Below are 15,253 nucleotides of genomic sequence, written 5' to 3'. Positions count from 1 at the left end.
TGCGAATCTTTATTTTAGAGCATGATTAAACTTTTAACCAAAGATTTTTGGGACGTTACAGCAAGAATAATTTTAAGGAATAAAATCATTATTCTTATTGCCATAGCCATTGCCACATTTCTATTGAGCTTGAAATGGGAAAACATGCGTCTTACCAATAACGAGGCTAACCTCCTACCCGACGATCATGAAGTAAATATTGCCTATAATGAGTTTTTAAAAACCTTTGGAGAAGAAGGGAACCTTATTGTTTTAGGCATTAAAGACAGTACCGTTTTTTCTGTTGAAAAATTAAATGCTTGGAATAAGCTTTCAGAAACGTTTAAACAATTTGATGCTGTCGAAACAGTCATTTCAATTAAAGATCTTCAGAAGCTTATTAAAGACACCCAAAATGAGCGCTTTGCACTCGAACCCTTTATAAAAGATTCTATTAGTTCCCTAGAGCAAATTAGTTTACTTCAGAAAGAATTATTTCAACAATATCCCTTTTATGATAATTTCTTGTTCAATAAGGAAACAAAAACTATTAGAATAGCTATTTATCTGGAAAAGGATATTGTAAATACACCGATTAGGAAAGACTTCGTAACCAATACACTCTTACCTTTAATTGAATCCTTTGAAAACGACAACAATCTCAATGTAAGAGTATCTGGGATGCCTTATATAAGAACATTAAACTCTCAAAATATTGTCGATGAGATTGGATTATTTGTATTTGCCGCTTTATTAGTGACATCGCTAATTTTCTTTTTCTTTTTTAGGTCTTTTAGAGCCACTTTAATTTCTTTAATTGTAGTTTGTATCGGTGTTATGTGGACATTGGGCATTATTGGCGCTTTAAATTACGAAATTACAGTTCTTACAGCACTTATTCCTCCTTTAATTATTGTTATAGGTATACCAAACTGTATATTTTTAATCAATAAATATCAGCATGAAGTTAAACTGCATGGTAATAAAGTTAAATCATTACAACGTGTTATTACCAAAGTAGGTAATGCCACCTTGATGACAAATGTTACGACAGCCTCTGGATTTGCCACCTTTATTTTAACTGAAAGTAAGCTCTTAAAAGAATTTGGTGTTGTAGCTTCTCTAAGCATACTAGCTATTTTTATTTTATGTCTACTTATTATACCTATTGTATACACTTTTTTACCTTATCCTAAAGATCGCCATTTAGAACACCTTAATAGACGTTGGATTGGTGGTTTTGTTGATTGGATGGAACGCATGGTAAAACACAGGCGTATTACAATATATGCTACAGCTGTTATTTTATTAATAGTTAGCATTATTGGAATTTACCAAATAAAAATTTCTGGTAGCTTAATTGAAGACATGCCACAAAACTCCGAGTTTGTTAAAGATATTCGTTTTTTTGAAGACGAATTTAATGGTATTATGCCACTAGAGATTATGGTTGATACCAAACGTAAGAAAGGTGTTATGAAACTGTCTACTCTTAAGCGCATGGATGCCTTAGAGGATAAGATTATTGAAACTCCCGAACTATCAAAACCTATTTCTGTTGTAGGGTTAGTAAAATACTCTAAGCAAGCTTATTACAATGGTAAAACCAAGTATTATCAACTCCCTACTTCCCAAGAGAATAGCTTTATTTTATCATACGCCAAAAATTCGTCTTCGAACGTCGATTTGCTTAAAAATTTTGTTGATAGTACAGGACAATATGCTAGGATAACCACCTTTATGAAAGACATAGGCACCGATAAAATGGAGCGTATTGAAGAGAACTTACAAAGCGAAATTGATAAAGTTTTTCCAAGTGAAAAATTCAATGTCACCATGACCGGTAAGGCTTTCGTATTTCAAAAAGGAACCAAGTATTTAGTGAAGAATTTAGCCATTTCCCTGTCCCTAGCCATTATACTAATTGCCTTTTTTATGGCCTATTTATTTCGGTCGGCCAGAATGATTATAATCTCGCTTATTCCTAATTTATTACCACTTTTAGTTACTGCTGGTTTAATGGGCTATTTGGGAGTTCCTATAAAACCATCTACAATCTTAGTTTTTAGTATTGCCTTTGGAATTTCTGTAGACGATACGATACACTTTTTGGCAAAATACCGACAGGAGTTACAAGCCAATAACTGGAAAATAAAAGTATCTGTTTATGGTGCATTAAGAGAAACCGGTGTAAGTATGTTCTATACCTCAATAGTGCTATTTTTTGGTTTTTCAGTATTTACTATTTCTAGTTTTGGTGGTACGGTAGCGTTGGGAGCACTTGTTTCGGCAACGTTACTATTTGCAATGCTATCAAACCTACTATTATTACCCTCTCTATTATTATCATTAGAAAGAAATATTGCAAATAAAGAAGTGTTAAGAAAACCCCCCATTGATATCATACCTGACGAAGAGGGCGATGAGATTACGTATAATGAATAGAAATTACATATTTTTAGATAATTATGCTCAATTCGTTAAATTTCCGCTTATTTTTTGATTTTATATTTATAATTTTAATCATTGAATCCTTTATATTTACATTTCAAAACTAGTATTTATGCTCAATAAAACAGTTTCAGAATTATTAGCTCAAGATCTAACTGAACAAGAAGTAGAAATTAAAGGATGGGTAAGAACATTTCGGGCAAACAGATTTATTGCACTAAATGATGGCTCTACTATAAAAAATATACAATGTGTTGTTGATTTTGAAAGTTTTGATGAGGAAACTCTAAAACGCATCACAACTGGAGCGGCTATCTCTGTAAAAGGTGACCTAACAGAAAGTGAAGGAAAAGGACAACATGTTGAAATACAAGTTAAAGAATTAGAAATATTAGGAGATTCAGACCCTGAAACCTATCCAATCCAACCGAAGAAACATTCTTTTGAGTTTCTTAGGGAGCATGCACATTTAAGAACACGAACAAATACTTTTAGCGCCGTAATGCGTTTACGTTCGTCTCTTTCTTTTGCGATTCACAAATACTTTAATGACAATGGATTTTACTACATGCATACGCCTATTATAACTGGAAGTGATGCAGAAGGTGCTGGCGAGATGTTTAAAGTAAGTAACCTAGACCCCAAAAACACCCCTTTAACAGAGGAGGGAGAAGTTGACTATTCAAAAGATTTTTTTGGTAAAGAAACTAATTTAACGGTTTCTGGTCAGTTAGAAGCTGAAACCTACGCTATGTCATTAGGAAAAGTTTACACGTTTGGCCCTACATTCCGAGCAGAAAACTCTAATACGTCACGTCACCTTGCAGAATTTTGGATGATTGAACCAGAAGTTGCTTTTATGGATTTAGCTGGTAATATGGACTTAGCCGAAGATTTCATGAAATCGGTCATTAAACATATACTTACCAATAACCGTGAAGACTTAGAGTTTCTGGACAAGCGCCTGCAGGATGAAGATAAGAGAAAACCCCAGAATGAGCGTAACGACATGACTTTAATTGAAAAATTGAACTTTGTTACGGATAATCATTTTAAACGCGTAAGCTATACGGAAGCAATTGATATTCTTAGAAATTGCAAGCCCAACAAGAAAAAGAAGTTTAAATACCTAATAGACCAATGGGGTACAGATTTACAAAGTGAACACGAACGCTACCTTGTTGAAAAACACTTTAAGTGTCCTGTCATTCTATTTGATTACCCTGCCAATATTAAAGCTTTTTATATGCGCCTTAATGACGATGGTAAAACAGTTCGAGCTATGGATATTTTATTCCCTGGAATTGGGGAAATTGTTGGAGGAGCGCAACGTGAAGAACGCCTAGAGGTACTTAAACAAAAAATGGCCGCTATTAATATTCCCGAGGAAGAGCTATGGTGGTATCTAGATTTGCGCAAATATGGAACCGCCATACATTCTGGATTTGGTTTAGGTTTCGAACGCTTAGTTATGTTTGCAACCGGCATGAGCAATATTAGAGATGTTATTCCTTATCCAAGAACTCCCCTAAATGCCGAATTCTAAGGTTTATAACATTTAATAATAGCCAAGGTTTGTTTCTGCATAAAAATTATACTACTTTAACTTAAAAATTAGAGTTGCAGTCCATAGCCTTAAATAGCATAAGAAAAAAAGAGCTTCCCCACCAACCTTCGCCTTTTTGGTCTTACCTAGAAGTAGGAAGACTTCTATACTACTCTCTGTTTCTGTTTATCTTAGAATCTTGGTTTTACTGGATCCGTTTAAAAGCTGCTTTTTTTGAGTCGTCAAAATGGGTAATTGGTTTTTGGCTTGTTTGTTTTTTATTTTCATTCGTTCATATTTTCCTTGTTATCATGGATGGCTGGTCTCGTTATCAGAACTATAAAAGAGCTAAAGATCAATTTTACATTTATGGAGTTACAAAAAGAATATGCAACCTTTATATAGGCTCTAAATGTCAGCGAAATGCTGCCTTAGTAGCTGCCAAAGAGCTTGGCCTTGAAGAACAAGTGAGTAACTACTACATCTCTAAAGGTATTAAATGGTATCATTATATTCCTTATTTTATGATAAAAGACCCTTTGTTTTTGTTTAAAAAGTATTTCTGGAAAAGAACGTTTCTAGAAAAAGGTTATGAAGCTAAATTCGATTTCAGAAAGCTGCAGCAGCAAACAGGTTTATGATACTTACTGGACATAACCTATCAAAATCGTTTAAGTCTTTAAAAGCGCTAGATAAGGTATCTATTGCTTGCAATGCAGGTGAAATACTTGGAATCCTTGGAGCTAATGGATCCGGGAAGTCAACTTTATTTAAAATTCTTCTTAATGTATTAACACCTGACACTGGTGAAGTTACAATTAGCTCTAACCGAGTTAAACCCATTGGAGGTATTATTGAAAAACCAGCCTTATACGAATATTTAAATGCTTCCGAAAACTTGAAAGTTTTTGCCAAAATACAAGGTTTAAAAGCTAATTCCACGTTTATAAATAACAAGCTTAACGAAGTTGGACTTTCCATAGACAGAAAAGACCCTGTTAAAAACTTTTCTATGGGTATGAAACAACGATTGGGTATCGCAATTGCTTTACTTAATAACCCCGAATGTCTTATATTAGATGAACCATTTTCTGGGTTGGACCCAATGGGTATAACGTCTCTTAAAAAGTTAATTGTAACACTTGCTAAAGAAAAGAAACTTGCTGTTCTTATGTCATCTCATATTATTAATGAGCTTAGTAAAATTTGCGATAAACTTGTGGTTTTAAAGAATGGCGTCGTAATTAAATCAGGTACCACAGAAGATATTTTAAGACAGAGTACAGTTGCATACCAGATAATGGCTTCTAATATATCGTCTTCAAATGTTTTAAAAACCTTTAATGCAAAAATAAATGGTAATCAGGCCATCGTTACTCTTAGCCCAGACCACATATGGGAAGTCTTTGAAAAACTGCAGCAAGAAAATATTAAAATAAGTGCATTTACTCCAGAGATTAGTATGGACAAATTGTTTGAAAATTAAAACCGGATGAGACATTTAATGCTTACTGAGACGTTTAAACTATTTAAACAGAAAAAAACATACTATGCCTTAGCGGCCATTTTTTTGATTGAAATTATTATTCTGTTTAGTGCGTTCTCTCAAGGTCAAAATGTGCTAGACATTTTATTAGACAACCTTCAGCAATCATTTCATTTTGAAGGTAATTTACTCAATGGAAACCTACTTAGCTATCTTATATTAAACACCCTATGGTTTCATTTACCATTAATCCTAATTATTATCATATCTGGTACACTAACCTCAGAATATAAGGAAAGAACCATCCTGAGCATTATGCTTCAGCCAGTTTCAAAAACAAAGTTTATTCTGACTAAATACGTGGTTGCTATCGTATTTACAATACTGATTGTTTTGTTTTTGGCTGTTACTACCTTTATGCTTTCGTATAGCATTTTTGGAAAAGGAGACCTTATTGTTTATTTGGATACTTTGAACTTTTTTGAATCTTCCGAGGCTTTTAGCCGTTTAAAATGGGCTTTTGCCACCGGAGCTATTTCCATGGTATTCTTTTCAGTGATTAGCTTGACTTTTGCTATAATTTTTGAAGAAGCAACCACAACATGGATTGTCAGTGCTTTTTTCTTAATACTGTCTAATTTGCTATTAAAAGTAGATTTTGGAAATTATTTTTTAGATACTTGGCTGTACGTAAAACTCAACGATACGTGGCAATATCTATTCTATTATAATATTCCCTGGAACCAAGTTTATATGAACACCTCAATTCTTATTCTATATACCCTTGTTACCATATTTATAGGAACAATCATTTTCACCAAAAAAGACGTTGCCTAATGCGTTATTTATCAATCATTTACATCCTTACCACTAGCTTACTTAATGCGCAAAGTATTGATACAGATATTTTATATATTCAAAACCGACTTGATTCCATTCAGTCTTTTTCTGCTGAAGTAAAACTAAATGTGGATATCAGTTTTGTTAATATTCCTGAGAAACGCGCTAGAATTGAATATCAAGTTGGACAAAATACTAGAGTCTTTTCTGAAGATTTTGTATTGATACCCAAAAAAGGGTTAGATGTATCCTTAAATCAATTATTTGAGAATCCTTTTATAACAGTAGATAGGGGGACTGATCCTAAAAGCAATTATAAAGTAGTTAACATTATTCCTACTAATAAAAAGGCTGATTTTTCCATTGCCACAGTTTCTATAGATACCGTACAAAAAAGGATTTCGCAATATGAAATAAGCACTAAAAAAGATGGTATGTATACGGTAAACCTTTTTTACCACAAAAATTCGGACGTACTCCCGAAGAATATTGATGTAGCATTCGAAATAGAGCGTATTAGAATTCCACTGAAATATATGGGTAAGGATGCCCAGATCGACAAAGAAAATTATAACTCCAACGAACCGAAAACAGGTATAATTCATCTCGACTTTCACTACACAGCAGTTACTTTAAGGCCAATTTCTAACTAAAATTTTAGGACGTTATTATATTGGGTAAAAGCTCAAAAAGTAATGGTTGTATTTAATGTAATTTATTTATTTTTGATATTAAGCAATCCAAAAATATGCTGAAACAACATTTACAATTTAAATTATCCCAAAAACTGTCTCCGCAGCAAATTCAATTAATGAAATTGATCCAGTTGCCCACACAAGCTTTTGAACAACGTTTAAAACAAGAACTGGAAGAGAATCCAGCTCTAGAAGGTGGAAAAGAAGACAATGTAAACGATTTAGATAAAGACTTGGATAATTCTTCCGATGATTTAAATGATAATGAATCCATCGATGCAGACGACATAAATGTTGATGAGTACTTAAGTGATGATGAAATACCTGATTATAGAACGCAAGCGAATAATTATAGTACTGACGATGATGAAAAAAGCATGCCCTATGCAGCAGGCACTTCGTTCACGCAACATTTAATCAATCAATTAAACACCTACAGACTATCTGAAGAAGAACGTGATATTGCTGAATTTCTTGTTGGAAGTGTTGATGAAAGTGGATACATAAGAAGAGAATTATGTGATATTATGGACGATCTGGCATTTACTCAAAATGTTTATACTACCGAAGAACACATTGAAAAGGTTTTAAAAATTGTACATCAATTAGACCCGGCAGGGGTAGGAGCCAGAGATTTACAAGAATGTTTAAGCATTCAGCTGCATAGAAAACAACAAAATGAAAATACTGAACTAGCCATAGCTATTATTGACAGAGCCTTTGATCAATTTACCAAAAAGCACTACAAAAAGCTACTTCAAAAGTTTGATATTTCTGAAAGCCAACTAAAAGGTGCAATTTCAGAAATTGAGCATTTAAACCCAAAACCTGGGGGTTCTTATGCTGGAAATAATAGAATAGCTGAACATGTGGTTCCTGATTTTGCCATTAAAATAGTTGACGGCGAACTAGAACTAACCCTTAACGGCAGAAATGCACCAGCCCTTCATGTTTCCAGAGAATACAATAATATGCTAAAGGGTTACAAAGACTCAAAAGAGAAGTCTAAATCGCAAAAAGACGCTATTGTTTTTATTAAGCAGAAGCTTGATGCCGCAAAATGGTTTATTGAAGCGATAAAACAGCGGCAACAAACCTTATTTGTTACCATGAGTGCCATAATGCATTATCAGAAAGAATATTTTTTAACTGGAGATGAGCGCAACTTGAAACCCATGATTCTTAAAGATATAGCCGACGAGATAAATATGGATGTTTCAACCGTTTCCAGGGTTGCCAATAGCAAATATGTGGATACCCCTTACGGAACAAAACTAATTAAAGAGTTCTTCTCTGAATCCATGAAAAATGACCAAGGAGAGGATGTTTCAACGCGTGAAATAAAAAAAATATTAGAAACGGTTATTGATGAAGAGGACAAGAAAAAGCCTTTAACTGATGAGACCCTGGCCTCCATTTTAAAAGAAAAAGGATATCCAATTGCAAGGCGCACAGTTGCTAAATATAGGGAGCAACTGGACATTCCTGTAGCGAGGTTACGCAAAAAAATATAATGGCAAAACTACTTAAAAGTATTTCTTATATTTTCCATCCAATAGTAATGCCTTTAGCCGGTGTCATTTTCTATTTTTCAAAATCACCACGATATATTGCACCAGAAGTTATAAAAGCTAAATTAATCTCTGTTTTAATACTAACGGTTCTTCTGCCTATTGTACTTTATTTCCTTCTAAAAATCTTAGGCAAAGTTAATTCAATATACTTAAAATCGACTAAAGAGCGTATTATTCCACTTGTTCTAAACTGTTTGGTTCTATTTGTAGTGATTCGAAAAATACTCACGCCAACACAAGCTATTGAGTTGTACTTCTTCTTTCTAGGGATTCTATTCTCTGCTTTAAGTTGTCTTATTCTAGTCTTACTAAAAGTTAAAGCAAGTATGCATATGATAGGTGTTTCCGGGCTATTTATGTTTTTTATTGCCCTAAGTATTCATTTTAGCATAAATATTAATAAAACACTTGCCTTAACAAGCATTATATTAGGAGCTGTTGCAACCTCAAGATTACACATGAAAGCTCACAGCTTTGCCGAGCTAATTTTAGGCCTTGTTCTGGGAGCTCTTCCCCAATTAATCCTAACCCCTTATTGGATATAGTTTTATACCGTAGTAGTGTTGGATTCTAAAGTATATAAAACATTAGTCCCAACTTAATAGCATTCATATCGATACTACCACCATTTAGCTTTGCGTTTCCATCTAAAAGATTGTTTAGACCGTAATAGACATGAAAATTCCAGGTATTATAACCGGCACTGAGCGTTAGCCCGTACTGAAAATCATTAAAATCCTGATTATTATAGAAAGTTAAGTTTCCTAATTCGCCCTTGTACCTAGAAATATTAGAAACCATATAACCCAATTTAACACCTGCATAAACCCTCCAAAAAGCATAATCTGAAGGTGTTGAAGTTCGCCACCTATATTGAATAGGTAACTCAATAACGTGTGTGTTAAATTTATTTCTGGAGTAAGTCCCAGAACTTCCCAATAGTTCGTAATCAAACTTGCCATCAGCCCCGCGTGACATTAATATGTTTTGATTATAGCCATTGGTTGAATACCCTAAGCCAATACCAAATGCTTTATTTCTCTTTTTATTAATTGGCATATCACGTATAAATCCCAAGTGAAGACCAAAAGAAAAACCACTTTGTGTTACCCCTGCTGGTTTTTTTCCCAGCAAATTATAGGTAATCCCAATGTAGAACTGATCCTCTCGATACAACGAATCCCCAGCCTTCTCACTTAGCTCTTGACTGTTACATAAAGGAATTAATAGAAAACAATAACAAACAAAACAAACATATTTCATTGAATAGAACAATTTGCAAAACCCTAAACAGAATAGGGTACTAATTTTGTGAAACTAAAAAGGCGCTTTGAAAATCAAAACGCCTTATTTATAAAATTAAGAAAGTAAAATTAATCTCTTCCAAACACACTACCTTTTTTGGTAGTATAATTTATTTTAAGAGCATTAACCTTACGCAGTTCTTGCTTAATATCTCCAATTAACCCCATATTTGCGTCACTATCAACCTTTAGAGCTGTAGTTAAAAATGGCACTAATTCTTCTCTTTTAGACGCCCGTTCTGCAGCGATAAAAGCAGCAATCTCATTAACATCGGCAAACTTATCATTAAGCTGAATTTTTGCTTCTGTACCATATTGCTTATAATTTGAACTTGGCTTTCCTGCATAAATATACATGACCAAATCCTTCTTATCTAACTTTTCTACCTGATCTGCAAATGGCAAATTATTTTCAATCATTAAAGTGTTTTGCCTCATTACTGTGGCCACCATAAAAAAGAATAATAACATGAATACAATATCTGGTAAAGCTGCCGTGTTTACCGCGGGAACGCCTCCGTCTTTTTTCTTATTAAATTTACCCATATATAAATGTGTTAAATTTTAAATTATTGTACTTCAGAAAGCTTTTGAGGGTAATCGGTCTTAATCTGATCAATTTTCTCCTTTAACTTCTCTTTATTACCTGGCCAGTTAACATCCTTATAATTGGCTTCCATCTCTTTAAAAGAAGTGCCATATTGAGCCTGTGCCCTAGCATCTCTCAATTCATTATATGCCGCCACTAACTCATTTTGAACGGCTATATACGTTTTATAAGATGTCTCTCTTTCGTTCTTCAAAGAAATAATTGCCTTATCAGGATTATCAGATGATGCAGGATCTCTTCGTCCTTTACAGTAATCGCACGACCCATCACCGCCATTATCTAAAAACTCCCTAGCGGCAGCTCTTAGATCTTTAAGTTCCATAATCTCATCTTCAACAAGCAACTGATCTTTACCATTTAATAAAACAGTGAAAATATTTTTTTGCTTGATAATTACATCTTCATCAGATTCTTCCATGGGAGGAAGCTTACGGTTAATACCCGAATCTGTTTCAATAGTTGTAGTTACTAAGAAGAATATTAAAAGTAGAAACGCAATGTCGGCCATGGAGCCCGCATTAACTTCTGGTGCTGCTCTTTTTGCCATAATACTTATCTATTAAATAATTTTTTCGCGCCACCATATAGCATCGATCCAATTGCTAAAATTGCAAGGATATAAAATGCATACAAACCAGCTCCTACAGTTTTCGACGTTCCTTCGTCAATATCTACGCCTTTATCTATAAAGGGCTTTAAATCTAAATCTGATCCAGAAGACATTCCGTATGAGATCAATATGACAAGCACAAAAGCCCCAACAGTCATTAACGTTTTCTTTAAGTTTCCAGAAAAAAGTCCTTTAATTACGAAAAGCACAACGAGTAATAACACAATACCTAAAACAATATAGGCAATGTAAAGCATGTTACCGCTCATACTTTGTGCAGTATCTTCATCTCCGGTCATAATCATCAGTGCGAAAATAGCACCAATAATCGCCAGAGCAAAGGCTGCAATTTTTAATATTTTATGTAAACCCATAATTTTTTAGTTTTAAATTATTACTTTTTGTTTCTGATTAATAGATCCATTAACGTTATAGAAGCGTCTTCCATGTTGTTAACAATACTATCAATCTTAGCAATAATATAATTGTAAAAAATTTGAAGAATAATAGCTACCACAAGACCAAAAACCGTTGTTAAAAGTGCTACTTTAATACCACCAGCAACAAGTGATGGTTGCATATCACCAGCAGCTTCAATTTTATCAAAAGCTTGAATCATACCAATTACCGTTCCCATGAAACCAAGCATTGGTGCCAATGCGATAAATAATGAAATCCAAGAAACATTTTTCTCCAATTGCCCCATTTGAACACCTCCGTAAGCTACAACAGCTTTCTCAGCAGCATCAAGACCTTCGTCTGTACGATCTAAACCTTGATAATAAATAGATGCAATAGGTCCTTTTGTATTTCTACAAACTTCTTTGGCCGCTTCAACACCTCCAGAAGCCAAAGCATCCTCAACATCTTGAGTCAACTTCTTTGTGTTAGTAGTAGAAAGGTTTAAAAAGATAATTCTTTCTATAGCAATTGCTAACCCTAGAATTAAACATAATAATACAATTCCCATAAAGCCTGGGCCTCCTTCAATAAATCTCTTTTTTAATTCTTGATGAAATCCAAGTTCTTCAGCTGGTGCTGCATCATCTTGAGTCATACTTGCTACAGTAGTTACCGCTGTAGTCGTGTTTGCAATTGTAGTTGCATTAGCAGTTCCAAATACCATCATTCCTGTAATGGCAAGGATAGAAAATAATCTTTTCATGTTCTAGATCTTAATTTTATTAGTTAAAGCGTTAAAGATAAAAAAAAAAAGCAATTAAATTGTAAAAAATAACAGCAGAGAGGAAGGGATTCGAACCCTCGATACCCTTTTGAGGTATACACACTTTCCAGGCGTGCGCCTTCGACCACTCGGCCACCTCTCTATTTATAGTTGACAACTTAAATTTACTGGGGTCAAATAACAAAAAAAAGTTTGAACGCTAAAATTTTATGGGTTAATTTTATTAGAATATTCTTTTGAAACATGCGCCATCAAATACTTCTCTTAAGTTAAAACTACAACACTTCAAATAAATCATCTAGTAACTACTTGTGTATTAATATAGAAACAGGATTTTGGTTTTCAATCCGCCTATCGCAGAAATAATTTTGTACGTATCACCATAATGTATCGATGCTAGATATGTTTTTACTAACTTTATTGGCGTTATCGTATTTTCAAGATGTTTTTATTGAAACTGGCCATTCAATGAATGCAAAAAACAAGTAATCTACTTTTATGAAAAAAATTATCATTGTCCTGATATTATGCTCCTTTTCTAAAATTCAGGGGCAAATTGCCTATGACCACATCTCAAATAAAAAGGTGTCTGTTGGTTCGTATGGTAGAGTTGGTGTAGACTGGTCTTTTGATAACGGCAGAACAATTGGTAGGCGATTAAATCTAAATAACATGGGAAGCATTGGAGGCCGCATGGAAGAACAGGATTATTTAGAAATTGCGCCGTCTTTTCATTTTACACCTAAAGAAGGGGACGAAACTAAAATAAATGCTCAAGTACGTTTTTCTCTTTTCTCAAATAGCTTGACAACTTTTGCCAATAGCTCAACATCTAGCTTAGGAGGCTTAACCTTAGCCATACCAGAAATGTTTGTTCAAGCGAGAAATATTGCTGGAAAAGATTTGAATATTTGGATTGGTGCACGATTGTATAGAGGTCCCGACGCGCATTTAATAGATCATTTTTATTTTAACGACCACTCTGGACAGGGTTTTGGTATTGAGTATAAAAAGACCCGATACACTCAGCTTTTCGTATCATCAACAGACACAACTGCTACAGTACCTCCCTATTTTTACCTCAACATAAAAACAGGGACTCCAAGCACAGCGCTTAGACAACGTATGGTTTATATTTTAGAACATGACATTGATATTGATGACTCTAACAGAATAACGTTACTTGGTGAGTACCATAATATGCCTGATGGAGATTTTGACGTTGAAATTGACAGTATTGAGCAACGTGTAAACTTTCCTTCTGACAAAGGTTTTGTAATTGGTGCTAGATGGCACAAAAGTCTTAAAAAAATGAAGAAAGGCTCTTTTAACGATTTAACTATCCGTTATGGAAGTGGCATTGCAAATGGTGGGGACGGAGGACTCTCCAGAACATGGTTAACATACGGCGCTCCCAACCTAGAGAGTCTTAGTTTTAAAAAAGCCTATTCTTTGGCTATAGTTAATCACGCTGTTTTAAACTTATCAAGTAAAAATACACTAAACCCATATTTAGTGCTCACTTCAAGTAAGGGAGCTGCAAACACTAATCATATAGCAGAGACTTACTTTGGGAGAGAGGTGTTTAACAGGAAATTAGATATTACCATTGGTGCTCGTGATGAAATTTATTTTTCTGATTTTTTTCATTTGGCAACAGAACTGCACTACTCTCAACGAAAAGATGGAACCAACCCGACCGCCAATGTTACCAAGCTTAGCATAGTCCCTATTTATGTCCCTACTGGTAAAAATAATGTTTGGGCACGACCACATCTCAGGTTTGTATGTAGTATAGCTCGCTATAACGACTATGCAAAAGAGTCTTTATACTCGCCTTACTTGGAATTTACTGGTCCTAAAACTTGGGGCACTTATTTTGGAGTTAAGGCAGAATGGTGGATTTGGAATTAAAGCACCTCATCTAAATCTTTCAATTTCAAGATAATTCTCCTCTTAATGGTCTTTCGTATTCACGGAGAAAAGAATTTGTTGATATATTTTTACCTAAAAGATACATTAGCTTACCAACTGCAGCCTCGGTAGTCATATCTTTTCCAGATATAATGCCCAATTTTTCTAATGCACTGCTAGTTTCATATTGACCCATCATTACTCTTCCTCCTAAGCACTGCGTTATGTTTATTATAAATACACCTTTATTAATATATGTTTTTAGAATATCTAAAAACCAACTTTCTGTAGTGCAATTTCCCGAGCCATAAGTTTCTAAAATTACAGCTTTTATATTTTTTGTTCCTAGAACACTACGAATTACAGTTTCTGTAATCCCAGGAAATAACTTAATGATAGTAATATTAGCATCTAAGTTCTTAAAAACACTCAAGGTCTTATCTCGATCTGGCTGCAATAAGTGACTTTGATTAATTTTTAAATGAACCCCGGATTCAGCAAGTTCTGGATAATTAAAGGATGCAAACGCCTGAAAATGCTCTGCATTTAACTTTGTGGTCCTATTGGCTCGATATAATTTATACTCAAAGTATAAACAAACCTCCTTAACCATTGGCAGACCATCCTGTTGCAATGAGGCCACTTGTATAGAGGTTATTAAGTTTTCCTTAGCGTCTGTTCTTAAGTCTCCTATTGGCAACTGAGACCCAGTAAAAATGACAGGTTTTGACAAGTTTTCAAGCATAAAACTTAAAGCCGATGCTGTATAACTCATGGTATCACTTCCATGTAACACTACAAATCCATCAAATGCATCATATTTGCTTTCTATAATTTCGGCTATTTGGATCCAATATTCAGGACTCATATTGCTAGAATCAATTGGCCGTTCCAACGATACCGTAGCAATATTACAATCTATCAACTTTAATTCTGGAATTTTTTCAAGCAAGGTCTTAAAGTCAAAGGCTTTTAGCGCGCCTGTTTTAAAATCTTTTATCATTCCAATAGTTCCTCCAGTATAGATTAGTAAGATATTTGCTTTTCCTTTAAACATA

At 34.2% G+C, this 15,253-nt stretch carries 15 protein-coding genes and 1 tRNA gene; 9 read left to right on the top strand and 7 right to left on the bottom strand.

From position 1 onward, the window contains the following. The first annotated feature begins 21 nt into the window (after positions 1-21). The 8 genes from E5D58_RS08810 (at position 22) to E5D58_RS08775 (ending at position 9,116) form a co-directional block, all read left to right on the top strand. The gene (locus E5D58_RS08810) at positions 22-2,424 is read left to right on the top strand and encodes an efflux RND transporter permease subunit (protein ID WP_136481496.1); all 2,403 of its coding nucleotides are present in this window, start codon (positions 22-24) and stop codon (positions 2,422-2,424) included. Positions 2,425-2,542: 118 nt separating this feature from the next. Next, complete coding sequence (gene asnS / locus E5D58_RS08805; RefSeq protein ID WP_136481495.1) at positions 2,543-3,976, top strand: asparagine--tRNA ligase; 1,434 nt, start codon at positions 2,543-2,545, stop codon at positions 3,974-3,976. A 74-nt stretch (positions 3,977-4,050) separates the two neighbouring features. After that, positions 4,051-4,617, top strand: coding sequence for a hypothetical protein (locus E5D58_RS08800; protein WP_235835880.1), 567 nt, complete (start codon positions 4,051-4,053; stop codon positions 4,615-4,617). Then, positions 4,614-5,462, top strand: a complete 849-nt coding sequence (locus E5D58_RS08795; RefSeq protein WP_136481494.1) for an ABC transporter ATP-binding protein — start codon at positions 4,614-4,616, stop codon at positions 5,460-5,462. Before E5D58_RS08800 ends, E5D58_RS08795 begins: the two co-directional genes overlap by 4 nt. Positions 5,463-5,468: 6 nt before the next feature. Then, positions 5,469-6,299, top strand: a complete 831-nt coding sequence (locus tag E5D58_RS08790) for an ABC transporter permease (protein ID WP_136481493.1) — start codon at positions 5,469-5,471, stop codon at positions 6,297-6,299. Next, positions 6,299-6,955: a hypothetical protein gene (locus E5D58_RS08785; protein WP_136481492.1), complete on the top strand. Its 657-nt coding sequence runs from the start codon at positions 6,299-6,301 to the stop codon at positions 6,953-6,955. Before E5D58_RS08790 ends, E5D58_RS08785 begins: the two co-directional genes overlap by 1 nt. Before the next feature lie 95 nt (positions 6,956-7,050). Then, a complete protein-coding gene (gene rpoN, locus E5D58_RS08780) occupies positions 7,051-8,511 on the top strand; it encodes an RNA polymerase factor sigma-54 (RefSeq protein ID WP_136481491.1) in 1,461 nt (486 codons plus the stop codon). Then, positions 8,511-9,116 carry a hypothetical protein gene (locus E5D58_RS08775; RefSeq protein WP_168796665.1) on the top strand — a complete coding sequence of 202 codons (606 nt, stop codon included), beginning with the start codon at positions 8,511-8,513 and terminating at the stop codon, positions 9,114-9,116. The genes rpoN and E5D58_RS08775 overlap by 1 nt, the downstream gene beginning before the upstream one ends. 25 nt (positions 9,117-9,141) lie before the next feature. Here E5D58_RS08775 and E5D58_RS08770 read toward each other — a convergent pair whose 3' ends face one another. The 6 genes from E5D58_RS08770 to E5D58_RS08745 form a co-directional block, all read right to left on the bottom strand. Further along, positions 9,142-9,834 carry a porin family protein gene (locus E5D58_RS08770; RefSeq protein ID WP_136481490.1) on the bottom strand — a complete coding sequence of 231 codons (693 nt, stop codon included), beginning with the start codon at positions 9,832-9,834 and terminating at the stop codon, positions 9,142-9,144. 110 nt (positions 9,835-9,944) lie between these two features. Then, entirely contained in the window at positions 9,945-10,421 is a 477-nt protein-coding gene (locus E5D58_RS08765) for an ExbD/TolR family protein (protein ID WP_136481489.1), read from the bottom strand. Between the two features lie 23 nt (positions 10,422-10,444). Next, positions 10,445-11,032 carry an ExbD/TolR family protein gene (locus tag E5D58_RS08760; RefSeq protein WP_136481488.1) on the bottom strand — a complete coding sequence of 196 codons (588 nt, stop codon included), beginning with the start codon at positions 11,030-11,032 and terminating at the stop codon, positions 10,445-10,447. A gap of 5 nt (positions 11,033-11,037) precedes the next feature. Continuing rightward, on the bottom strand, positions 11,038-11,469 hold the full coding sequence (locus E5D58_RS08755; protein ID WP_136481487.1) for a hypothetical protein: 432 nt from the start codon (positions 11,467-11,469) through the stop codon (positions 11,038-11,040). A gap of 20 nt (positions 11,470-11,489) precedes the next feature. Then, positions 11,490-12,260 carry a MotA/TolQ/ExbB proton channel family protein gene (locus tag E5D58_RS08750; protein ID WP_136481486.1) on the bottom strand — a complete coding sequence of 257 codons (771 nt, stop codon included), beginning with the start codon at positions 12,258-12,260 and terminating at the stop codon, positions 11,490-11,492. A gap of 75 nt (positions 12,261-12,335) precedes the next feature. Further along, positions 12,336-12,423, bottom strand: a tRNA-Ser gene (locus E5D58_RS08745). A 356-nt stretch (positions 12,424-12,779) separates the two neighbouring features. Between E5D58_RS08745 and E5D58_RS08740 the strand changes: the two genes are divergently transcribed. Continuing rightward, positions 12,780-14,195, top strand: a complete 1,416-nt coding sequence (locus E5D58_RS08740; RefSeq protein ID WP_136481485.1) for a carbohydrate porin — start codon at positions 12,780-12,782, stop codon at positions 14,193-14,195. 25 nt (positions 14,196-14,220) lie between these two features. On the opposite strand, the gene E5D58_RS08735 is transcribed toward E5D58_RS08740, so the two are convergent. Continuing rightward, a complete protein-coding gene (locus E5D58_RS08735; protein ID WP_136481484.1) occupies positions 14,221-15,252 on the bottom strand; it encodes an asparaginase in 1,032 nt (343 codons plus the stop codon). Position 15,253: the final 1 nt, after the last annotated feature.

The sequence above is a fragment of the Cognatitamlana onchidii genome, assembly GCF_004804355.1.
Classification (GTDB): domain Bacteria; phylum Bacteroidota; class Bacteroidia; order Flavobacteriales; family Flavobacteriaceae; genus Cognatitamlana; species Cognatitamlana onchidii.
This window is presented reverse-complemented; position numbering and strand designations above follow the sequence as displayed.